This is a genomic window from Bacillus sp. D386, assembly GCF_006346415.1.
The window spans coordinates 524109-547315 of record NZ_VEMV01000002.1; the positions used below are offsets into that span (position 1 = coordinate 524109).

The 23207-nt window shown below is 37.2% G+C and carries 26 protein-coding genes; 5 read left to right on the forward strand and 21 right to left on the reverse strand.

Annotated elements, in window-relative coordinates; all coding sequences use genetic code 11:
• Positions 1-28 precede the first annotated feature (28 nt).
• On the reverse strand, positions 29-511 hold the full coding sequence (coaD, locus tag FHY45_RS07525) for a pantetheine-phosphate adenylyltransferase (protein WP_066100752.1): 483 nt from the start codon (positions 509-511) through the stop codon (positions 29-31).
• A gap of 26 nt (positions 512-537) precedes the next feature.
• Positions 538-1089: a 16S rRNA (guanine(966)-N(2))-methyltransferase RsmD gene (rsmD, locus tag FHY45_RS07530; RefSeq protein ID WP_066100754.1), complete on the reverse strand. Its 552-nt coding sequence runs from the start codon at positions 1087-1089 to the stop codon at positions 538-540.
• 477 nt (positions 1090-1566) lie between these two features.
• Between rsmD and FHY45_RS07535 the strand changes: the two genes are divergently transcribed.
• Positions 1567-1956 (forward strand): DUF7147 family protein, encoded by a 390-nt coding sequence (locus tag FHY45_RS07535; protein ID WP_066100755.1) that lies wholly within the window; start codon positions 1567-1569, stop codon positions 1954-1956.
• A 33-nt stretch (positions 1957-1989) separates the two neighbouring features.
• Here FHY45_RS07535 and FHY45_RS07540 read toward each other — a convergent pair whose 3' ends face one another.
• From FHY45_RS07540 to FHY45_RS07560, 5 genes are all read right to left on the reverse strand, one after another.
• Complete coding sequence (locus FHY45_RS07540) at positions 1990-2262, reverse strand: YlbG family protein (protein WP_066100758.1); 273 nt, start codon at positions 2260-2262, stop codon at positions 1990-1992.
• A gap of 347 nt (positions 2263-2609) precedes the next feature.
• The gene (locus FHY45_RS07545; RefSeq protein WP_066100761.1) at positions 2610-3047 is read right to left on the reverse strand and encodes a YlbF/YmcA family competence regulator; all 438 of its coding nucleotides are present in this window, start codon (positions 3045-3047) and stop codon (positions 2610-2612) included.
• Between the two features lie 189 nt (positions 3048-3236).
• Positions 3237-3476 carry a YlbE-like family protein gene (locus FHY45_RS07550; protein WP_066100764.1) on the reverse strand — a complete coding sequence of 80 codons (240 nt, stop codon included), beginning with the start codon at positions 3474-3476 and terminating at the stop codon, positions 3237-3239.
• Positions 3477-3494: 18 nt separating this feature from the next.
• Positions 3495-3896, reverse strand: coding sequence for a spore coat protein YlbD (ylbD, locus tag FHY45_RS07555; protein WP_139891307.1), 402 nt, complete (start codon positions 3894-3896; stop codon positions 3495-3497).
• Between the two features lie 177 nt (positions 3897-4073).
• Positions 4074-5138, reverse strand: a complete 1065-nt coding sequence (locus FHY45_RS07560) for a CAP domain-containing protein (RefSeq protein WP_139063788.1) — start codon at positions 5136-5138, stop codon at positions 4074-4076.
• Between the two features lie 273 nt (positions 5139-5411).
• On the opposite strand from FHY45_RS07560, the gene FHY45_RS07565 reads away from it, so the two are divergent.
• Complete coding sequence (locus tag FHY45_RS07565) at positions 5412-5777, forward strand: YugN family protein (protein WP_066100769.1); 366 nt, start codon at positions 5412-5414, stop codon at positions 5775-5777.
• A 43-nt stretch (positions 5778-5820) separates the two neighbouring features.
• Here FHY45_RS07565 and FHY45_RS07570 read toward each other — a convergent pair whose 3' ends face one another.
• The 8 genes from FHY45_RS07570 to cyoE form a co-directional block, all read right to left on the reverse strand.
• Positions 5821-6318: a hypothetical protein gene (locus tag FHY45_RS07570; protein WP_139891308.1), complete on the reverse strand. Its 498-nt coding sequence runs from the start codon at positions 6316-6318 to the stop codon at positions 5821-5823.
• Between the two features lie 160 nt (positions 6319-6478).
• On the reverse strand, positions 6479-6946 hold the full coding sequence (locus tag FHY45_RS07575; RefSeq protein ID WP_066100775.1) for a DUF420 domain-containing protein: 468 nt from the start codon (positions 6944-6946) through the stop codon (positions 6479-6481).
• 108 nt (positions 6947-7054) lie between these two features.
• Entirely contained in the window at positions 7055-7936 is an 882-nt protein-coding gene (ctaG, locus tag FHY45_RS07580) for a cytochrome c oxidase assembly factor CtaG (RefSeq protein WP_066100778.1), read from the reverse strand.
• 122 nt (positions 7937-8058) lie between these two features.
• Positions 8059-8391 carry a cytochrome c oxidase subunit IVB gene (gene ctaF / locus FHY45_RS07585; RefSeq protein ID WP_066100781.1) on the reverse strand — a complete coding sequence of 111 codons (333 nt, stop codon included), beginning with the start codon at positions 8389-8391 and terminating at the stop codon, positions 8059-8061.
• 6 nt (positions 8392-8397) lie between these two features.
• Positions 8398-9030, reverse strand: a complete 633-nt coding sequence (locus FHY45_RS07590; protein ID WP_066100784.1) for a cytochrome (ubi)quinol oxidase subunit III — start codon at positions 9028-9030, stop codon at positions 8398-8400.
• Positions 9030-10910 (reverse strand): cytochrome c oxidase subunit I, encoded by a 1881-nt coding sequence (ctaD, locus tag FHY45_RS07595; RefSeq protein WP_066100787.1) that lies wholly within the window; start codon positions 10908-10910, stop codon positions 9030-9032. Before ctaD ends, FHY45_RS07590 begins: the two co-directional genes overlap by 1 nt.
• Before the next feature lie 33 nt (positions 10911-10943).
• Positions 10944-12011: a cytochrome c oxidase subunit II gene (coxB, locus tag FHY45_RS07600; RefSeq protein ID WP_066100788.1), complete on the reverse strand. Its 1068-nt coding sequence runs from the start codon at positions 12009-12011 to the stop codon at positions 10944-10946.
• Between the two features lie 90 nt (positions 12012-12101).
• Positions 12102-13064 carry a heme o synthase gene (gene cyoE, locus FHY45_RS07605; protein ID WP_175354215.1) on the reverse strand — a complete coding sequence of 321 codons (963 nt, stop codon included), beginning with the start codon at positions 13062-13064 and terminating at the stop codon, positions 12102-12104.
• A 510-nt stretch (positions 13065-13574) separates the two neighbouring features.
• Here cyoE and FHY45_RS07610 point away from each other — a divergent pair.
• A complete protein-coding gene (locus FHY45_RS07610; RefSeq protein WP_066100791.1) occupies positions 13575-14519 on the forward strand; it encodes a COX15/CtaA family protein in 945 nt (314 codons plus the stop codon).
• A gap of 115 nt (positions 14520-14634) precedes the next feature.
• Here FHY45_RS07610 and pyc read toward each other — a convergent pair whose 3' ends face one another.
• The 3 genes from pyc to FHY45_RS07625 all read right to left on the reverse strand — a co-directional run bounded on the left by pyc (position 14635) and on the right by FHY45_RS07625 (position 19770).
• On the reverse strand, positions 14635-18072 hold the full coding sequence (gene pyc, locus FHY45_RS07615; RefSeq protein WP_066100794.1) for a pyruvate carboxylase: 3438 nt from the start codon (positions 18070-18072) through the stop codon (positions 14635-14637).
• A gap of 101 nt (positions 18073-18173) precedes the next feature.
• The gene (locus FHY45_RS07620) at positions 18174-19361 is read right to left on the reverse strand and encodes an FtsW/RodA/SpoVE family cell cycle protein (RefSeq protein WP_066100800.1); all 1188 of its coding nucleotides are present in this window, start codon (positions 19359-19361) and stop codon (positions 18174-18176) included.
• 112 nt (positions 19362-19473) lie between these two features.
• Complete coding sequence (locus tag FHY45_RS07625; RefSeq protein WP_373925453.1) at positions 19474-19770, reverse strand: Fpa/YlaN family protein; 297 nt, start codon at positions 19768-19770, stop codon at positions 19474-19476.
• 175 nt (positions 19771-19945) lie between these two features.
• Between FHY45_RS07625 and FHY45_RS07630 the strand changes: the two genes are divergently transcribed.
• Positions 19946-20449, forward strand: coding sequence for a peptidyl-prolyl cis-trans isomerase (locus FHY45_RS07630; protein ID WP_139891309.1), 504 nt, complete (start codon positions 19946-19948; stop codon positions 20447-20449).
• 133 nt (positions 20450-20582) lie between these two features.
• Here FHY45_RS07630 and FHY45_RS07635 read toward each other — a convergent pair whose 3' ends face one another.
• Positions 20583-21914: a PhoH family protein gene (locus FHY45_RS07635; RefSeq protein WP_175354235.1), complete on the reverse strand. Its 1332-nt coding sequence runs from the start codon at positions 21912-21914 to the stop codon at positions 20583-20585.
• 355 nt (positions 21915-22269) lie between these two features.
• Between FHY45_RS07635 and FHY45_RS07640 the strand changes: the two genes are divergently transcribed.
• Positions 22270-22470 carry a YlaI family protein gene (locus FHY45_RS07640; RefSeq protein WP_066100812.1) on the forward strand — a complete coding sequence of 67 codons (201 nt, stop codon included), beginning with the start codon at positions 22270-22272 and terminating at the stop codon, positions 22468-22470.
• A 98-nt stretch (positions 22471-22568) separates the two neighbouring features.
• Here FHY45_RS07640 and FHY45_RS07645 read toward each other — a convergent pair whose 3' ends face one another.
• Positions 22569-22856 (reverse strand): hypothetical protein, encoded by a 288-nt coding sequence (locus tag FHY45_RS07645; protein ID WP_139891310.1) that lies wholly within the window; start codon positions 22854-22856, stop codon positions 22569-22571.
• Between the two features lie 11 nt (positions 22857-22867).
• Positions 22868-23188, reverse strand: a complete 321-nt coding sequence (locus FHY45_RS07650; RefSeq protein WP_139891311.1) for a YlaH-like family protein — start codon at positions 23186-23188, stop codon at positions 22868-22870.
• Between the last annotated feature and the right edge of the window lie 19 nt (positions 23189-23207).

Sequence of the window (23207 nt, forward strand, 5' to 3'; positions counted from 1 at the left end):
TTTTAACAGCAATATAAATGAGTACATTTTATTCAGACATCTTTATTCTCAGCCGTTTTTGTACACATTCAGGAACAAGCTCTGAAACATCTCCACCGTACTTCGCTACTTCTTTTACGATCGATGAGCTCAAAAAAGAATATTGATTATTTGTCATGATAAAGAATGTTTCAATTTGATCGTTTAATAAGCGATTCATAGAGGTGATTTGCATCTCATACTCGAAGTCAGAAACGGCTCTCAACCCTCGGATGACTGCATTTGCATTTCTTGCCTTAGCATAATCCACGAGCAACCCCTGAAAGCTATCCACTTTCACATTTGGTATATGGGCAGTTGCTTCTTCAATGATTTGCACTCTCTCCTCCACAGTAAATAGAGATTTTTTAGCAGAATTATGAAGGACACCGACATATATTTCGTCAAATATGTTTGCTCCTCTTTGAATAATATCAAGATGTCCATATGTTATAGGATCAAAACTTCCAGGACATACAGCTATTTTCTTCACTATTCTCCCCCCATTTCTATAAATATTTAACGCTCAAAAAAGGACACAGCCGTAATGCCATACTTTTCAACACGGAACTTAGTAAAATTACCAATCTTTTCAGGCAACGTTAATTCTTCTCCATGTTCGCATATTATCATACCGTCTTCTGCCAATAATTCAGCACTTTCGATTTCTTCAATAAGAACAGGTATCATATTAGCTATTTTATAGGGAGGATCCATAAAAATGAGGTCAAATTGAGCTTTTCTCTTTCCAAGAGCTTTTAATGATCTTAAAGCATCACTCCTATGTACCTCGGATTGACTTTCGAATTTACATGAACTGATATTCGTTTTAATAATTTGAATAGCTTTTGAGTCCTTATCAACAAAAACTCCTTTTTCCATTCCTCTGCTCAAGGCTTCAAGCCCAAGGGATCCGCTTCCTGAAAATAAATCCAGAACCGCTCCACCTTCAAAATATGGTCCTACAATATTAAATAAAGATTCTTTTACTTTGTCCGTTGTTGGCCGGGTTGTCATGCCTGGAACAGCCTTTAATGGCCTTCCTTTACAAGTACCTGAAATGACTCGCATAATCTGTCACCAAATTTCATATGTATTCAACTTTCTAAAATATCCTACCACAAAATCTTGATTTCACAAATAGAAATCAAATTTCTGCGATCAGTGAATAGTTCAGGTTGATTTGGTCATACTACTAACAACAACATCTTCAGAGGTGTTGTTGCCAACCGCGGAGAAGACTTACGTTTCCCCATAAGTTCTTCCTCCGGTTTCTCCTCTCCCTTTGCCTTCTGCGTTTGTAAAAGCGCGTAGAAGGAAGCCCTGGTGCCTATGTGTGCCAGGGCTTTTCTTTTAGGTGAATTAACTACAGATCAACCGACACCCATTTTTTCCACAGTGAACAAGGTGGACAGTTTCAAAAATAACTAATTTGATTAATAGAACAGTTGATTCGAACACTTTATTGGGATACATTTATATTCCTGATGAACTAGACCGGATTATGATACACTTATCAATATCCGATTTACAGGAGGAAAAACAAGAATGAATCAACGTTTTATAGAACTAGGCCCCGGATATTCTGACCTTTATGAGCTATTGGAATTAGCAAAGGCTAATCAATATCGAATCAATTATTTTTTATGCTTACAGTCAGAGGGACCTAGCGGCAAAGTCATGTCGTTTGTATTGGTTATGAAAAAATCAAGCTATGGCGACTTCATCCCACTTTATATTTGCAGAGAAGGAATACCTGTTTTAGTTAATAAGCCAAGCAAGCGTTATGAACTTTTTGACCAAGCAGCCAAGGAGCAAGGTAAAGAAATTATATCGTTGGAAGTTAGGCATTCATCTACTTTTGCTGACCCTGACCTTTATTATCAGTATTTAATAGGTATCCTGCGCATGAACCGTTTTTTACCCCCATGGCAATAAAGAAAAACCGGACCCATTAGGATCCGGTTTTCTTTAAATGCCTATTCTATATTCTTCCTTTTCTTTTTCATGCTTTTTACTCTCAAATTCAGTTTTAATAAAAGGTTTTTGAGAAAATTCAACTTTTTTGACAAAAGCATAGGAAGATAATTTTTCTGAAACTGCTTCTATTTCGTCCATATTTACATATAATACGGCATATTTTAATTTGCGGGAAACATAATGCAGATTGCCTGTTTTACGCAGAGTTTTCACTTGTTTTAGACTATGCAGCCAAACAATCAGGCTTTGCCTTTCTACAAACATATACATACCCCTTTAGGATGCAATTTATATTTAGTGTACCATATTACTAAAAGATGTATCAATATTTAGAAATGCTATGCAGAATTAGTGAATAAATCTAGAGATTGCAACTAACTCGATTATCTCCTTGGATAGGTCTGCACTATCAGAGTTTATATCAAAAATGATAGGAGTACTTTAAATGAAACTGCATAATAGAAAAGATATCGATCCCACTTTCCTATGGAGAATCGGATAGGTTTATCATACAACCTCAACGTTTGTATTAGTTGCTACAAAATCTAATTTCGGCATATACCAAAAGGCAACCCCATTTGTTCTGGGATTGCCTTTTTTTCTCGTTCCTATCAGGAACATCCACAGCTTCCTCCGCTGCCACAGCCTCCGCTACAGGATGATTCAAAAAACGGATTTCCTGTCGGGACTTTTATATGAGGGGATACTGAATGACCAATCAGCATACTAATTTCATCAAGTAATTGCTGTAAGTTTGTTTCAGCCTGTTTATATTCAATAACAGATGGATGAAGGTCCATTTCTCTTTTAGCCTCACGAATTGCTTTAGAGACAGTACGATAATCCGGATGGTATCTTCCGAAACGCTGTACTTCTTCGTAAGCGTCCTTTAAAGAATTAAACGCTTGAATTTTTTTCTGGGCCGTTTTATCCTTATACATCTGAGTTAAACTTAAAAAGTATTGCTTAGCTATATCTGAGTTCATTATATCTTTAGCCAATTGTTCAGCATGGTCAATGATTTCAACCGTTTCAATAGTAGCAAGCATGAAAATACTCACCTCCAACTTTATCATACCATGTAATATCCAAGGATGCTATAACTTAGAAATATTATCCACCTATAAAAGATATATGGCTTGTCCCCTATTACTTTGGTAAGTAGAAGAAGTAATTCGCTGCCAAACACCCCTTACTTCATCTACTCTTACAGAACGTCCTCATTTTTTTAGGAACCGTTATTCACCAGTATTCATTGACTGAAACATCGAAACCATCATAGAAGCCATTTGAACGCTGTTTGAAAGCTGATGAACACGATCCGGAATCGTTTTTTTAAAAAAGTACTTAGCTTCAGTATCAAATTTCGAAAAATCCTGTGGATTTCTGCACAAACGTCTGTACCAGATTGGTTGTTGCCTCAAAAAACTCAGTAAATCTTCATCTGCCTCAATTAATTCATAGATATCTTGTCTCAAGCTCTCACTCCTACCTAGCTAATCTTGCCGAAATTTGAAAGGATGATTATTCTGGACGGAAGGTGGTGCACTTTCTGATTGTCCGGAAGATTGAAATTGAGAGATGACTCCCTGAACCACTCCTAAAACCTGACTAAAATTCCCAATTTGTTTTTGAATTTGATCAGGGTCCATTTTTTTAAGTTGATTTAAAAGCTGCGAAATAAACTCGCCCTTATCTGTTTTTTCAGTCTCATCCTTTTCCTTTTTTTCCTCTTTATATTCATTCCACACTTCATCCTGATCACCCAGCAAAGACCAATCTTCATAAATTTCCTGCCATGTTTTCTTACCCATTCTTACATCTTTTACGATTTTCGGATTACTCTTAAGAAAAAGCTTAAAATCCTGAACAGAAGGATGCAATTTGGAATCATCCATTTAATTTCACCTCACCACATGACATACGCCTAGGGTAGTATATGTTTCGATATATAGAAAAGTGATGCATATTTCCAAAGAACTCCGCACATAGATTTCCTTTATACAAATAATATTTACACACAAAAAAGAGCACTGAGGAGAAATACTTTCCTTCAGTGCTCTTTTTTGTATCATTTAATCAGATAACGCAACAAAGTTTTGAGTATAGTATCTTTTATATACTCCCACACCAAGGCGCGTAAAATCTTCATTTAACATTATATCTCTGTGCCCTTTACTATTTAACCATCCTTCAACAGCCGCAATTGCATCTGTATACTGAGCAGCTATGTTTTCGCCAGCTGAGTAGTAAGAAACACCGCCTTCCTTCAAACGATCACCAACATCTTTATCATCGGGTGATACATGATCGAAATACTCATTCACCATCATGTCTTCGCTATGTTTAAATGCCACAGCTGAAATTTTTTCATCAAATTCAAGGGTACCTAAGTCAAAACGTGTTCGTATGATATTTGTCAAATCAAGAATTTGCTGCTGACTTCCTTCTTCAACCAGCTTCCATTCTTCATCCGTTAACTCTTCAGGTTCATCCAATTCTCCACGGTATGTCAGCTCATATGGCTTATGCATAATCAATGTCTTTGCATCCATAAACCTCACACCTGATACCTGACCGAGAATTTTATCCAAATAAACCTGAGCATACATATCGCCAAACTTTATTAGAGGGCGATAATGAAGATCTTCTTCCGACAACTCGAAACGATATTCAGTGCCTTTCCAATTCAGTTCTATATAACTATTCATATTCAATTCCTTATACAAGGACTCCACTGTTTGATCAATAAAGAATGGATATAAATTAATATCTTCTGCTGAACTGTATAGGGTTACAATTTTTTTATCTTTTTCGTTTACGCCAAATTGTATATACTTACTTAATGTATCATTATAGATCCACCAGTTATATCCATAAGCTGAAGGATCAATACGGTCTGGCTCCCCATATTCATCCAGTAACTGATTACTGGTTTTACCAATCCATTTAGATACACCCTGTTCAGGTCTGGATTCGTTATCTGTTAATTCTTTAATCTTATCCGAAGTTTCCATTGTATTTTCATTAACGGAATTTTGATCAATGATAGCTGTATTTTCTTTGACATCATCTTTAACCGTTACATAGATGCCGAAGATGGTGATTAAAATTAAACTAAAGAAAACCCTAAAGACCAATTTCAGAGGTGGTCCCTCCTGTCATTCTTACTTTATATTTTTTTATTATACCATTAGAATTCAAACAAACCTATCACTTAAATGTAAACAATGAAAAATAAGTATAATATAAACATATTGGATAGCAAAATGAACGAATTTACCTTTCTGCCTCTATAAAAGAACAATTTATTGCAGATAAGGTAAAATAATACTAAAATTAAAATTGAGAATTTCCAAAACTTGTTTCATACCGAACAAAGCATTTTCTAAAAGGGGATAGGAGGAAATAAGATGAGATTTGAAAATACAGGACTTGAAAAATACCAAGTTAACCTTAACAGGCTAGATGAGGTTATGAGTGAAAACGGTTTAGTCAGAGCCGAACAATGGGATTACGAACGCGTATCCTACGATAAGAAATATGAATTAAGGGATGGCACTTTTTATTTACGTGTCTTTGGCTATGCGGTTGAAGGTGACGTAGGTGCACATCGGGCAACTATCCAACTCATGACACCAGTCCTAGGTAAACACTATTATCCACATGGTGTTGAATATGGTGAAACAGAGCATTTTCCTACATCTCTTCAAAAACAATGCGAGACAGTTCTTGCGGCAGTTAAAGCTGAACTGGATATATTTGTAGAAGTGGAATAAAGGATTATTAAATAAGCCTGCAGATTGTATGATCTCCGCAGGCTTATTTTATTTTTTTTCTCATTAAACAATAATCCCCCTCCACTCCCACTGCTTTAAATCCATACTTTTTTAAGGTTTCCTTATAATAAAAACGTTTATCTGCTATTTCTGTTTGGATCATTTGGGCAATCCCTATTTTATGAATATAATAGAAAAAACCCTCCATAACTTCAGAAACAAACTCTTTTTCTGTCTGAGCATCTGTAAAGCTTAAGGAAAAGGTTAATTTTTCACCTTCTCCCTCCAACTCCAATTCTCCAATGAATTTTTGGCTTTGCAAATCAATAATAAAACAGATCCACCAACCTACATCCCCACCTTCCAATTCATATAATTCTATTAAAAGAGGGAGTATACATTTTACGCGATCAGATGGGAAAGATTCAGGAACAATTACCGGCGATACCATTTTGAAATCATACGGGTACAAAATAAGGGACTTAGCCAATGAGATGGAACAAGGAAAGATAAGAATGCGATTAGTCCTAATTTGTTTCATTACCGCACCTCCGATTAATTGCCTCTAAATAAAGCCTATGATAAACATCAGCCAGTCCTGACAAAATCCATTCCTAAGCCGCCATGTAAAAGAAAGAAACGAAAAAAGGTCATCTCTAATTCTATGAGACGACCCGTTTTACCTATGCAACTTTTATTTTTTATGAACCAATAATCGCTTTAAATACACTTGTTGTTTTACCACCTTCGTATATTACATAAAGCAATAAATATACAGTGACACCAGCAACCGCGTTCACCATCCAAATGACGCTTGTAGGCGGAGCGATTTTTCGATGTTTCTCAATCTTCCCTTTAAAACCATAATACAGACTGATAATCCCCATTACGGCTCCTATTGTAGCCAATGTAATATGTGAGATTAAAAAGATTGTATAGTAAATTTTTATTGATTCAGGTCCTCCAAATGCCGTGTTCCCTATAAATAACGTTCTGCTTGCATAAATAATGAAGAACACAACTGCAAAAACAGCTGCCCAAAACATTAATTTTTCGTGGACCTTTATATTCCCTTTTTTTACTTGCCATACTCCAAAGCCTACAAGGATTGCGCTGATTACGATACAAGCCGTGCTGATCGTAGGCAGGACTGGTAATGAACTGCTCATAATGGTGGAACCTCACTTTACTTATTCTGTTAACTCTATAATTGTAAAATACTAAATTTGAAAACTCAAATTATTTTACAGTATTCACTAAAGTTTCACTATTATTAATTAGTTCCCTAAATGCGGATTTGCCTCCATAAAACGTTTTGTTTCTGCATCCGCATGTTTGGTATCTTCTTTAAACCAAGTGAAGAAAGTTGTAGCCAGGATAATTCCATATACTATTTCTTGAATTATTTTCATAATTACACCGCCTGTTTGCTGATCTTCAACAGCCGGCATATTTATAAACATTTGAGGACTGCTTAAGTCCAAAGTGGATAAGGTACCGGCAGGAACACACAATTTCATCGCCTCCATCCATACAGCTGGATCTGCATAGGTTGCATACATGGGATCTTTAGAAAAGATGATAAGCGCACAGGCCGGTGTAATTAATATACCATTGGCAAAGATATAGCCAATTTTCTTTAATCCTGATAATCGCTGGCTTTCTTCGATTTTATTAACTAGATGCCACCACATGAACAGCGAGGAAATAAACAATACCACTGTGAAAAGCCCATGAAGCAACATATTGACTTTGACGATATCAAAAATTGACGGAACATGGTAAAAAGAAAACAGTCCATTAAAGAAAATCAATGTTATTAATGGTTGTGTAATCATTAAAAACCATTTTTTAAATACGAACTTTTTTAGTAACCAATCCGGCAATCCCAATAGAAAAAATGGTGGAATAACTAAAAATAAAAAAGCCATTTGAACCATATGAACCGTAAAAGAAAGATGTCCCAATAAATCTATTGGCGACCCCTTTATCATGTATAAAAGAATCATAGCTATCGAGAAGTATACAGCTTCTTTCTTTTTAAATTGGTCACCTGCTTTAAAATAGGTGATATAAAAATAGAAGGCTATGATCAATAGTGTCACGAGGAACAGGTAAGGACTCCATAGGGCCCTAAATCCAAATATATCTAATTCCATTTATCTCACCTCATAATTAGTTTTCCTGCCCAGAAATTCACAAGAAAATATCAAATAACCCAGAAATCATATAGTTTTAGTTTCTAAAAAAAATCGGCTTAACAAGTTAAGCCGATTCCATCTTAAATCCACACAATTAATACAAATGCAAGGATAGTAGTCACACCGATCAGTAACCCGGTATACATAAATCCTGCCATCGTTCCATGACCTTCTTTATTCATATGCATGAAATAATAGAGCTGAAAAATGACTTGGATTACCGCAAGCAACAAGATGAATGGTAAAACGAACCACTTGGAAAATCCATCATAACCTACTGCAAAGAACGCAATTAAGGTTAGAAAGATCATCATAATAAATGTAATAACCTGCATCTTCATATCTTCCGCATTTTTCTTACGTCTATATTTAAGAGCTTCTTTACTAAGATGTGTTTTAGGTTGATTTTCCATTTATCATCACCCCACCATTCCCATTAAGTAAACGACTGTAAAAATGAATACCCATACAACGTCGATAAAATGCCAGTATAGGCTCGCAACATAAAATTTCGGAGCATTATACAGATTTAAGCCACGTTTCGAATTACGGAGCATTAACGTAATAATCCACAATAGTCCAAAGGTTACATGGGCACCATGGAAGCCGACTAATGTGTAGAAGGCGGATCCAAATGCAGAACCTGTAAATGTGTGATGATATTCATGCACATAATGATTAAATTCATAGATTTCTAAGCCCAGGAAAGCAGCCCCTAATAAAACAGTGATTAACAGCCAAAACTGCATTTGTTTAAAATCGTAGTTTCTCATATGATACATCGCATAAACACTTGTTAATGAGCTGGTTAACAGCAGCATAGTAGCAATAAACGCCAGCGGCATATCAAATAAATCTTTGGCTAGAGTCATTTCCTTATTAGGCGGTACACTATCTTTCAGAGCTAAGTATGTTGCAAATAATGAAGCAAAAAGCACTGTCTCTGCAGCGAGGAAAAGCCAAAAACCTAAAAATTTATGCTTTCCGTCATCTGTATGTTTCTCAGGGTGAGATGGCCATGTTTCTGGTGTGAATTTTTGCCCTGCATTCATTACACCTCAACCCCCTTATCACTTTTAGCATTAGAAGATACCAAATCTTCTTTATGGATATGATACCCATGATCATCTTTAACGGAACGGATGAGCATAGCTATAAAGGTAATCAACAAACCAATCACCATTACCGGGACTGTCCATTCTTTATCCGTTGCATTATAAAGTGCTCCAAATGCAGCAACAAACAATCCAAAAGAAATAATAACAGGAAGAATTGAATTGTTAGGCATATGGATATCACCAAGAGGTTCAGCCGGTGTCATCGCATTTCTACCTTCCATTTTTTCAAGCCACCATGCATCATATCCTCTTACTAATGGTAATCTTTCAAAGTTGTATTCAGGAGCCGGTGAAGAAATTGCCCACTCAAGTGTACGTCCATCTTGCCATGGGTCATTACCGACTTTAACATTTTTAACTGAAGTAACTACGATATTAACCAATAATATAATGACTGCTACAGCCATCATGAATGCACCGACAGTAGATATTAAGTTGCCATTATCCCATCCCTGTCCGTCCAAATAAGTGAAAACACGTCTAGGCATTCCCATTAATCCTAGGAAATGTTGAACAAAGAATGTTAAATGGAATCCGATTAGGAATAACCAGAATGTGATTTTACCCATGAATTCATTCAATACTGTACCGAATATTTTTGGCCAGTAAAAATGTGTACCTGCCAACAAGGCCAGAACTACTCCACCGACGATAACATAGTGGAAATGGGCAACAACGAAATAGCTATCATGATACTGATAGTCAGCCGGAGCTGCAGCATTCATAATTCCCGTTACTCCACCCATTACAAAAGATGGAATAAATGCAACGGCGTATAACATAGGGGTCGTAAACGTAATCTGACCACCCCACATCGTGAAAATCCAGTTGAAGATCTTTATACCAGTCGGAACAGCTATCGCCATTGTTGCTACTGCGAATATCGCATTTGCGACTGGCCCAAGACCAACCGTAAACATATGGTGAGCCCATACCATGAATCCTAGGAAACCGATTAAAATGGTTGCAAAGACCATAGATGAGTATCCAAATAATCTCTTTCTCGAGAATGTTGGAATAATTTCAGAGAATATTCCGAATGCCGGAAGAACCAAAATATATACTTCCGGATGTCCAAAGATCCAGAATAAATGTTCCCAAATAATTGTATTTCCACCCAAAGCCGTTACAAAGAAACTGGAACCAAACATACGGTCAAACATCATTAGTGTCAAACCAACTGTAAGCGGCGGGAAAGCAAATAGAATTAAGGCAGATGCCACAAATGTTGTCCACGTGAAAAGCGGCATACGCATAAACGTCATTCCAGGTGCTCTCATATTAATAATTGTGGCCAGGAAGTTAATTCCCCCTATTAACGAGCCCATACCTGATATCTGAAGTCCAAGTATGTAAAAATCTATACCGTGACCTTCAGAAGCCAATGATAGAGTTGCATAAGATGTCCATCCGGCATCAGGCGCTCCGCCCATAAACCAGGATAAGTTTAAAAAGACTCCTCCAAAGAAAAACAACCAAAAACCTAATGAATTTAAAAATGGAAATGCTACGTCTCTAGCCCCGATTTGCAGCGGCATAATCGCATTCATAAATCCAAGCAATAAAGGCATGGCGGCAAGGAAAATCATGGTTGTTCCATGCATGGTAATAATTTGGTTAAACATTCCACCACTGATAAAATCATTTTCTGGCTTTACAAGCTGAATTCTTATAAACATTGCCTCAAGCCCACCCAGCAAGAAGAAAAATCCACCTGCAAAGATATAGAGCTTGGCAATTTTCTTATGGTCAACAGTCGTTAAATAATCCCAAATGACACTAAGAAACCCCTTTTTTTGAGCAATAGTACTCACGTTTTAACCTCCCCTTTGAAAACTAGCAAACTCTTATTTTTGCGATAAGGTTTCCAGGTACTTAGTAAGCGCATCGATTTGTGAATCAGAAAGCTCTCCGTAAGTGTCAGTCATTTTGTTTCCTTCTTTAACTGACTCCGGATCCTTAAGCCACTTCTTCACATTTTCTTCATTATTTTCCAAATAACCCGCTACTACTTCACGATCAGCAAAATTTGATAGATTAGGTGCTAATCGAGCCTGCTCCGGTCGCTGATCATTGGAATCGATCGCATGACATCCGATACAGCTTTTATTGAAAATTTCCTGGCCTTCACTTGCTGTTGCATCAGTAAGTTTTACTTCCGTGTGCTTTGTTTCTTTCATGCTGGCTACCCATTGGTCAAATTCATCCCTTGGCAAAGCTTTCACTTTGAAATCCATTAATGCATGGGAAGCCCCACATAATTCAGCACATTTTCCATAAAAAATCCTGCCGGCTTCTTCACTTTTTCCATCATCAAACTCAAGCCAGAAGCTATTTTCTCCCTCTGTGTTCGTATCAAGCTTACCCCCAGCTGAAGGAATCCAGAAGGAATGCTTTACATCTGACGCTGTTAAATTAAAGTAAACCTTTTCATCAGTTGGAACAACAAGTTCTTGCCCTGTCATGATACCTTCGCCAGGATATTCAAACTCCCACCAGTAATAATTAGCCCTTACATTTACAGTTAAGGCTGTAGGATTCCCATCCTTATCCTTTTCATCCTTGGCAGATACATCTGCAAAATCAAATGTATAATAAATCGTTGGAACTGCAAGGATGATTAATAAAACAATCGGGATAACCGTCCAAAGTATTTCTAATTTGTGGTTACCCTCAATTTGCTTAGGGATTGTATTATCTCCCTTTTTACGACGAAATTTTAAAATTGCAAGTACAAAAAGAATAACAACAACAATGATTACCAATACCATAATGGCAGTACTGAGTATCATTAAATCATACTGTTTCTTCGCTACCTCACCTGCTGGATCCAATGCTGATAGATACGGCTTTCCACAACCCGAAAGTATTAGCATCAAAACAGCAATTAAGGATGCAATGCGCCATTTTTTCATAGCAAATAATTACCCCTCTTTCGTAAAAAATTTCTTCTTTCCAAAGGAACATCTTATATATTGAATTTCTTTAAGAAAGAACCCCCAATGTTAAAAACGATTAATTAAAGAAACAATGACCATTGCCACAAAAGAAATAGTCATATAGTTTAATGAATAAATGAACATCTTATTGGCCCACTTTAAATCTTCTTCTTTGGAAAACTCCTTTTTTAATGAGAATCCCTTTAAAGTTAATATAAGCCAACCTATATTTAAAATTGTTGCCAAAACTACAAAAGAAACCCCGATTGGTTTCAGTATAAATGGAATTGGAAACAATAAAGCTACCCATATAAGCATATGAATCTTAGTTTCTTTAAATCCTTTTACTACAGGCAGCATAGGAATTCCAGCCGCTCTGTATTCCTCCGTCCGCTTCATAGCCAATGCGTAGAAATGTGGAGGCTGCCACACAAACATTAATAGAAATAATCCCCAGGCAATCGGATGTAATCCTGGGTCAACGGCGGCCCACCCAATTAGTGGCGGTATAGCACCAGAAAAACTGCCGATAACAGTATTTGAGACAAACCGTCTTTTTGACCACATTGTATACAGCAATACATAGGCCAATACCCCAAGTAACCCCATAAAAGCTGCCATTGGAGTAGCCATTAATAGAATCAATAATCCAGTTACCACCAGTGCCAGGCCCATATACAACACTTTTATAGGGTTCACCTTCCCAGTAACTGTCGGACGCTTCTTTGTACGAGACATAAACACGTCGATATCCCGGTCTATGTAATTGTTTAAGCTGCCAGCGCCAGCTATGATCAGTGCTGACCCTATAACACCATATAGAACGAGATCAAGATTCCCTAGGAAACTCTGGTCAGTAAAATAAAGACCGAGCCAAATACCTGCAAAAACAGTGATTAAATTTGAATTGACGATGCCTACCTTTACTAATACCAAAAAGTCCTTAAATGCTGTACTGTTCATATCCTTCTCCACGTCTAGTCCCTTCTGGTTTTCATACGAGGTCTGCGATGCCGGTTTAGGTTTCATGCTGTTACCTCCTATCTGAATAGTAGATTTCCAAACTTTTAGTTTCAAGCGATATATTCACAAATTATAACAGTGATATTTATATAGAAAAATTTGCCTAATATATATTTAAACACAGATTACACTTCTATTGTGAAAATAATTTGTCCATTTTTTGTCATAAGTGTGACCTAATCATTATATAGTGGTAATTTTATCCTGTAAATATATTTTTGTAACATTGAAAGTATGAAAACCTTATTTAACCAATTAAATCCCCTCTCTATTTCTAACAAACTCTTCTTTAAGTTTCAACTATAAACAATTACATGAATTTTCAATTATCACTAAATAAATAATTTCTTTGACTATTTAGAAACTTTTCTTTGTAATTATTGTAAAAATTATTTATGATATGTTAGTAATGATTATCAAACTTTGTAATATTTACCTCATTATACGGTTCCAGTTATTAGGAAACAAATGTTTAAGCTTACTATTTTATAAAAACAAAGCAGGTGTTAGATTTACATGCAAAAATCTTTGAAATGGTTTGCCGTTATGACATCCTTTGTCATGCTTGTAATCTTAATCGGCGGTGCGCTCGTCACAAAAACAGATTCTGGTTTAGGATGTGGACGCTCCTGGCCGCTTTGCAACGGAGAATTGATTCCCACGGATATCACGCCCGCACTACTAATTGAATTCGCACACCGTCTTTTTACCGGCCTTGGATCCTTCATGGTAGTTGGATTAGCGATCTGGTCATGGAAAGCCATTGGACATATTAGAGAAACCAAATTTCTTGCTCTCCTATCTATTGCATTTCTAATCATTCAAGCATTGCTGGGAGCTGCCGCCGTCGTTTGGAGTCATTCTGATTTCGTGCTGGCTTTGCATTTTGGGATATCACTCATCTCTTTTGCCGCCGTTCTACTTTTAACTCTACTGATTTTTGAAGTTGATAAAAAGTTCGATGCGGAAAAGCTGATAATCCCGAGGAAAATGTCCATTCACATTATCGCTCTATTTATTTATTCCTATATTGTTATCTATACCGGTGCGCTGGTACGTCACGCAGAAGCAAGTCTCGTCTGTCCTGAGTGGCCCCTTTGTTTTAATGATGGTACTATAGTCCCTCATAATATGTATCAGTTTATTCAAATGGGGCATCGCGCTGCTGCAGGCCTCATCTTTATCTGGATTTTATATATTTTCGTCTATACTTGGCGCAATTATCGCCATATAAAAGTTTTATACTGGGGATGGACGCTCTCCCTTATTCTTGTCAGTTTACAGGTTATAGCAGGTGCTTTTATCATTTATACCCGTTTAAACTTGTATGTAGCCCTCTTACACGCCATATTGATTTCTTGTTTATTTGGAGTTTTTTCCTATTTTATCCTTCTTGTAACGAGATCACGGAAAAGCAAAGCTGCAGAAGCCTCGAATCCGTCTGTTAGGAAAACAAGCTGATTAGAATGTATAAAATCATCCTTTTGCATCACATTATACAAACTAGGGAAATAATCCAATACATAAAAAGGAACGTGAGTTAAAAACCCACGCTCCTTTTTATTGTGTTTTAGTTTTATTTATCAAGCACAATCAACAAATCGCCCGTCTGTATGGCTTCTCCATCATTAACATAAATCTCTTTGATGACTCCGTCAAATGGTGCCTGAACTGTTGTTTCCATTTTCATTGCCTCCGTTATGATTAAATGGTCTCCTTTTTTGACTTTTTGTCCATGAGACACTAATACCTTCATCACGGTTCCAGGCATTGTTGCACCAATATGGTTTGGATTGGAAACGTCCTGCTTTGGTTTCGACTGAATAAGAGTTTTAACACTTTCGTCCTTAACTACCACTTCTCGAGCCTGTCCATTGAGTTCAAAATAAACCATTCTTGTGCCATCTATACGTGGCTCACTAATTGAAATTAGTTTAATAATTAAGGTTTTTCCCTTTTCGATTTCCACTTCTATTTCCTCTCCAATGGAAAGTCCATAGTGGAACGTTGGTGTATCTAACTCTGTTATATTGCCATACTCACTATTCGAGTTCACATAATCAAGGAAGACTTTTGGATATAGTGCATAAGCGAGTGCATCAAACATCGTAACTGGACGTTTGATTTTCTCAAACAACTCTTCCTTTATCTTCACAAAATCCACGTCCTCAAGCAACTCACCTGGGCGAACTGTAATAGGAGATCTATTTTTTAGAATTACCTTTTGAAGTTCTTCAGGGAAACCGCCATATGGCTGTCCTAAATATCCGCTGAACAATTCAATAACTGAATCAGGGAAATCGATCAAATGGCCTTTCTCCAACACACTACTTTCTGTCAAATCATTTTGTACCATAAACAAAGCCATATCGCCTACTACCTTGGACGATGGTGTTACTTTGATAATATCACCAAACATCATACTTACTCGATGATACATTTCTTTTACTTCATCCCAGCGTTCACCTAAACCAACTGCTTTCGCTTGCTGCTGAAGGTTGGAGTATTGACCGCCTGGCATTTCATGTACATAGATTTCTGTATGGGGGGACTTCATTCCACTTTCAAAATCAGCATAGTAACTTCTGACCCCTTCCCAATACTCTGATAACTTTTCGACTGGCTTAATATCGAATTGCGGCTGCCTCTCATGACCCTCCAATGCATAATAAAGAGAATTTAAGCTTGGCTGTGAGGTAAGTCCAGCCATTGATCCAAGTGCCGTATCAACGATATCCACACCGGCATCAATCGCTCGTGCGTACTGATAGATACCATTCCCGCTCGTATCATGTGTATGAAGCTGGATCGGTATGTCAACTGCATCTTTTAACTCTGAAATCAGGCGGTAGGCTGCTTCCGGCTTCAATAAGCCTGCCATATCTTTAATAGCTAATAGATGTGCTCCCTGTGCCTCTAGCTCTTTAGCAAGATTTCTATAGTATTGCACATCATATTTTTGCCTGCTTAGGTCGAGTATATCACCTGTATAGCAAATCGCTGCCTCGGCAATTTTTCCTGATTGGCGAACATAATCAATTGTCTTCTCCATTCCCTTAACCCAGTTAAGGCTATCAAAAATTCGGAATACGTCTATTCCCGCATAGGCAGATTTTTCAACAAATTCCCGGATAACATTATCAGGATAATTCTTATAGCCAACTGCATTAGATGAGCGCAGGAGCATCTGGAATAATACATTAGGGATTTCCTGTCTAAGTAATAATAATCTTTCCCATGGATCTTCCTTTAAGAACCGGTAGGCTACATCAAATGTTGCCCCGCCCCACATTTCAAGTGAAAACAGATTCGGCATAAGCTTTGAGGTTGGTGCAGCAATCTCTTGTAAATCCTTCGTTCTCACTCTGGTAGCTAAAAGTGATTGGTGTGCATCCCTGAATGTAGTATCTGTGATTAACACATTTTTTTGTTCTTTAACCCATTGAGCCAGCCCCTCTGGTCCCAGTTTATCTAATAATTGCTTGGTACCTGTCTGAGATGCTAAGTAATCGTGAGTTTGGGGAACTTTTGGTTTTTCGAAAACCGGTTTCTCCTTAACACCTATGCCCGGAAAACCATTGACAGTCACATTAGCGATATAATTCAGCATTTTGGTTCCACGATCTTGTCGGTTAGAGAAAACAAAAAGCTCAGGTGTTGTATCGATGAATGATGTATCGTATTCTCCTGCAATAAATTTTTTATGCTTTACCACATTTTCAAGGAAAGGAATATTTGTTTTAATTCCTCTGACACGGAATTCTCTTAAATTACGCAGCATTTTTATAGCTGCCTGATCGAATCTGGTAGCATGAGTGGATACTTTAACAAGCAAGGAATCATAATATGGTGTAATAACCGATCCATGAAAAGCATTTCCAGCATCCAGACGAACACCAAAACCGCCGCTAGAACGATAAGCTGCAATTCGGCCTGTATCCGGCATAAAATTATTTAAGGGATCTTCCGTCGTCACCCTTGCCTGAATGGCATACCCATTGATATGTATATTGTCTTGTTTAGGTATGTTTAATGAAGTACCGTGTAAACTGTGTCCCTCAGCAATCTTGATTTGAGATTGAACAATATCAATGCCCGTAATCATCTCAGTGATTGTATGCTCAACCTGGACACGAGGGTTTACCTCGATAAAGAAAAATTCATCTCCAGAAACAAGGAATTCTACCGTACCCGCATTTACATATTCTACATTCTTCATTAATTGAACTGCAGCGTCACATATCCTTTCTCGTAAGGAATCGGTAAGTGACACACATGGAGCTACCTCGACTACTTTTTGGTGACGGCGTTGCACAGAGCAGTCCCTTTCATACAAATGGACAATATTTCCGCTTTGATCACCCAGTATTTGAACTTCAATATGCTTGGGATTCTCAATAAATTTTTCTACGTAAACTTCATCATTGCCAAAAGCAGCTTTTGCCTCTGATTTTGCCCGGTTATAGGCTTCTTCTACTTCCTCTGGGTTACGAACAATGCGCATACCCCTTCCGCCGCCGCCGAGAGAAGCTTTTATAATAATCGGGTAACCATTGATTTCTCCAAACTTCGTAACTTCTTCCAAACCAGAAACTGGTCCTTCACTTCCTGGAATAATAGGAATACCTGCCATTTTCGCTTGCTCTTTTGCCTTTACTTTATCTCCAAACATATCGAGATGATTTGTTTTAGGACCAATAAAAATAAGTCCCTCTTCTTCACATCGTTTTGCAAATTCGATATTTTCAGAGAGCAAACCATATCCAGGATGTATAGCATCTACATCACTCATCTTAGCAATCTCAATAATTCCTTCAATATCAAGATAGGCATCAATCGGCTTTTTACCGGCACCAACTAAATAGGCTTCGTCTGCTTTATATCGATGATAGGATTTGTAATCCTCTTTTGAATAAATAGCAACAGTTTTAATATCCAATTCATTGCAAGCTCGAAAAATACGGATAGCAATTTCTCCACGGTTGGCAGCCAATACTTTTTTAATTTTTCTCATCCTGAGCACCTCACAGCTTCCTGAAAATTATGACAATATAGTAATTTTTTAGTAAAAATAATGAGTAAGAAGATTATTCTTACTCATTATTTTAAGCCAGCTTATCCCTGGAGTGTCTCCCCTTTTTCAACTGGTTCTTTTTTGTAGGCTGCATCATATCTCGTCATCATAGAGACATTGACCAGTAATCCGACAGATATCAAAAGAATAATTAAGGAAGAACCACCATAGCTGATAAATGGTAAAGTAACCCCAGTAATCGGTATTAGTCCAGCTACTCCACCTAAGTTAACCATAGCTTGAATTCCAATCATACTGGAAATACCTACTGCCAGCATACTCCCAAATGGATCATTCGATTTTATCGCGGTATGAATCCCTTTTAATACAATCGTAGCCAAGCATATAATAACAAATCCTACCCCAATAAGTCCTAACTCTTCAGAAATCACAGACATTATAAAGTCAGTGTGCGGTTCAGGCAGATAACCATATTTCTGCGTGCTTTGTCCAAATCCCACACCGGTAATGCCACCATTGCCAATTGCCACATAAGAATTGACCAACTGATATCCTTCATACTTCTCACTGGAAAACGGGTCTAAAAATCCTACGAAACGTTCAAGCCTTTTTGGAGTAAAGATCTTGTCTTTAAAAAGAAAAATGATTGGTGTCGCAACAAGGATAGCTCCGAACAAAATCGATAGCAGTTTACCTAAACTCTTAAAATTCATACCAGAGCATAAGATAATAGTACAAGAACTCATAAAAAGAATGAATGCCGTCCCGATATCCGGCTGCAAAACGATCAATAAACAGATAACTAACAAGAATAATAGTGGTGGTACTACACCCTTATTAAAGACATTGATATATTTTTGTTTATTCGAATAGACTGCGGATAAGTATATAATCATACCTAACTTAATAAACTCTGATGGCTGCAAACTCCCTAGCGCTCCAAGCTTAAACCAGCTCTCCGCATTTCCGGCGGTGTGGCCAATAAAATTTAAAGCAACGAGAGAGATAATCGAGCCTAGTACGATGATCACCAAAAACTTTTTATTTTTAAAAACCGGATAAGGTATAGCAGCTACAATGAAAAACAGGATAAACCCGATGATTAAATGCCTAAATTGTTTTATGTAGAAAAAATCGCTCGGAAGTCCAAATCTTGACACAGCCGTTACCATACTGGCGCTATAGACCATTACAAGACCAAAAATACTTATAGCGATAATGACAGCGATGAGGGTAAAATCATACGATTTTAAAATACGTTTTATCATATAGGTCTCCTTGAATAAATTTCATTTTAAAAAATATGCTTGTTTAAAAATTATATAAAGAAAAACAAAAAAACTCAAACAACATCGGCATCGTTTGAGTTTCGACTGCTACTTATTTTCTTAAGGAAGCATCATGAAGAGCAGAAAGTTCTTGTTCAAGGAATCCCAATAGCTCTTTACCGTCTTTCTCTTCTATTAATCCTAATCGAACGGCAAAGTCAATTTCTCTGGAGAGACCAAACATTTGGGTATCTAAAACTTCTTCATATAACGGACACTGAGGCATAGTCAAATTGTCCATTTGCACCTTTATTAGTTTAAATATTTTATCAGCGTCAGCCTTTAACAATGCGTAGGCCTTTTCTTGATGATTGACAAGGATATCAGATGTCAATGTGCAACCCCCCATTATGGCCCAATGAACCAATCTATTATAAAATTCTACCCTTAAAATCGTAAAATTGCAAGAAAAGGTAATGTCAAGGAGTTTAGTTTTTTCTAAAAAAAGATAACCTTCGTGCAGCGAATTACTGTACATACTCATTCAGCAGCTATAAGATTAAAATTGGAAAGGAGAGTCAATTATGAAAGATATTCTACAAATAAAAGGGAATGTAAAATTCCCGATATATCTCGACCCTGGCACTTGGATATTTGATGACAGGAAATTCGATCTTGATGCTTGGCATCCAGAAAACAATCAGAAAGAAAATCCTGAACAGGAGACCTATTTAAAACAGGTATCATCACAATGGGATAAAGAGATCATTGAAGGGGCATCCCCACCGCCAAGTAAACCTGTAATAAAAACAAAGAAACAGCAGCTTACTGAAAACAGTTTCGGGATTGTATTAAAGCCTTTTTTCTTGAACACTGAACCTGAAAGTACTTCTGCAGCTGTTATTGTACATACAGAAAATGCTAATTTCACATTCTCTTTTGAGGAAGCGCTTCAACTGGTTGCTGGCTTTTCTATTAAAGGGCGACCAATCAAAGCCGATGAGGGTGGACCCATTCATATTTACCACGGCAATGGCTCCAACAGGCAAGCACCCATTAAAAACGTAACAGGTTTTACAATTCAATAAAGAGTTCAGGAGCCGTATAGACGCTATATGGCCCCTGATAACTACAAGCTACTAATACACAAACACTCTAAATGATTTGGAGCAGGAAGTACACTGACCCATTCCTGTTAGGATAATTAGATAGAAGATTCACTCATAATAAATCTGCCGCTAATTGAGCTAATCCGGAACGTTCCCCCTTCACTAAATTCACATGGCCTGCAATGGCTTCATTCTTAAACTTTTCCAAAACATATGTCAGCCCATTGTTCCATTCATCCAAATAAGGATGATCAATTTGAGCAGGATCCCCCAGTAAAATAATCTTACTGCGCTCACCTACACGTGTCAGTATGGTTTTCACTTCATGTTTGGTAAGGTTCTGAGCTTCATCCATGATAATAAAGCTATCCGGTAAGCTGCGTCCTCTTATATATGTTAAGGCCTCCACCTCAATAGAATTTATACCAGCTAAAATAGAGTCCAATTCACCTGGCTTTTTTGTGTTAAATAAAAATTCAAGATTATCATAGATTGGCTGCATCCATGGACGCAGTTTTTCTTCTTTTTCACCAGGCAGGAAACCCAAATCTTTCCCCATTGGTACAATTGGCCTTGCTACCAGTAATTTATTATACTCCCCCAAATCCTCTGTTTGAAGCAAACCTGATGCGAGTGCTAAAAGTGTTTTCCCTGTACCTGCTTTTCCAGTTAATGTGACTAACTGGATATCACTTCTTAATAATAATTCGATTGCCATATGCTGCTGCACATTTCGCGGCTTTATACCCCAAACATGCTCCTGATTATATCGAAGCTTTTTTATTCTTTTTTCATGTCCGCTAATAATTCCTAAAGCAGAAAGCGAAGTTATTTCTGTGCATTTCATAATGACAAATTGATTTAAATGAATCCCCTCTGCTACATCAGCAGGAGCTGCTATCTCTCCCTTGGAATAGAATTCATTTATATCAGCTCGCGAAACAAATATCTCGATAAAGCCGGCGTACATCTGATCCTCATGTATAACTCGATCACTCAAAAAATCCTCTGCTAAAAGTCCCAGTACATCCGCTTTTACCCGCATTAGAATATCTTTACTTACTAATATTACGCTCCGCCCATTTTCTTTTGCCTGTTCTTCCAGCGATAAATTTTTGGCAATTGCCAATATACGATTATCATTTGTTTTTTCTGCAAAGTATTCTGCGACATTGTGGGGTGAGCGATGATTCATCTCTATTTTTAACACCCCACCATTCGACAATGGGATTTTATGATGAAGCTTACCTTTTGTACGCAGCTGATCAATAAGTCTTGAAACATAGCGGGCGTTTTTCCCTACTTCGTCCAAGTTTCGTTTTTTTGAATCCAGTTCCTCCAATACTACTGCCGGGATGATGACCTCGTTATCCTGGAATGAAAAAATAGACATTGGATCCTGCAATAATACATTCGTATCTAGAACATAAATTTTGCTCAAAATATATCCTCCTGTGTCATAATTTCATTACCTATCCAGAGCTTTACAACACGCTGATGACTTATTGAAATACAACATTTAATAAGCAAGAGTTGCATTTTTCACGTTTAATCAAAATAAGCCGGATGGAATTTTGTTTTTAATAGCTGGACAAATCTGATGCTCAAATATATGTATTTACATACAAAAATAGAAGAAAATAACCCATTTCCTTTAAATTGTTTTATTCTTAAAGTTTGAAAAAAATTTTAATCATTCATCTTATCCGTTTCAAATAACCAGACCATTCCATAACCATGTATGGAAAATCCTTATATGGTATAATGACTTTACATGCAATAGATTGGGGTGTCCTGTAATGCGAGTTAAATGTGTAATCTGTGATAAAATCGAATCAATTGATGATGAAACGTTAATGGCTAAACGACTTAGAAATCGTCCAATTCATACATATATGTGTCAGGAATGCAATAAACGTATCGAAGAACGAACAATTGCACGAAAAAGCACTGGAAATTTCAGATTATATCGGGCGGCTAAAGAAGAGGACACGTGGTAAACTACATATACCTGAAAGAAATCGGGCTGTTTTACCTGTAATCTTCAAATAAAAACAAAAAAACAGAGAAGAATGAGATACTCATCTTCTCTGTTTTTTTATGATGGATAATTACGGTAATGATCCGGATTCTGGAGTATTTGATTGAGCATAACCTCAATCATATCCTCCGGAAACCTGAATTCATTTACAGACTCTTCATTTTTATAGGTGACGATATACCAACCGCCACTTTTTTTATAGTGATAGTCTGATATACCAAACTTCTCCTGCAAGGTATTTTCGAACCAGAGGACTGTTTCATTTGCTGCGGTATCTTCAGGTCGATGATCAATGACAACTTTTATCGTTAACCAATTATAGATCGTATCCTGAACAGAGTTCATTCGCTCACTCCTTATTCCGCATTTACCTCGTTTTTCATTTCCTTACGGAGTCTATATTTATAAATTCCCAGAAAAGCAGCAGCCACTACCAGTACTTCTGCTACAGGCAAGAATAGTGCCAAAAAGGTCAAAAAGCTGCATCCAAAGGCCATAATGGCATAGACTACTATGCTTTTTCCAAGACTTAATTTTCTAGCAAACCCCAGTTTATACACTATTCCGCAAAGTACTATAATCGTCAAATATAGAGCCCACACCCCTATTTGTGAATATTGTGGGTCTCCTATTCGATACAAGTCTGCAAAGAACGGCAGGTTATTTGTAATATCCACTTTAAAACGCTCCCTCTCC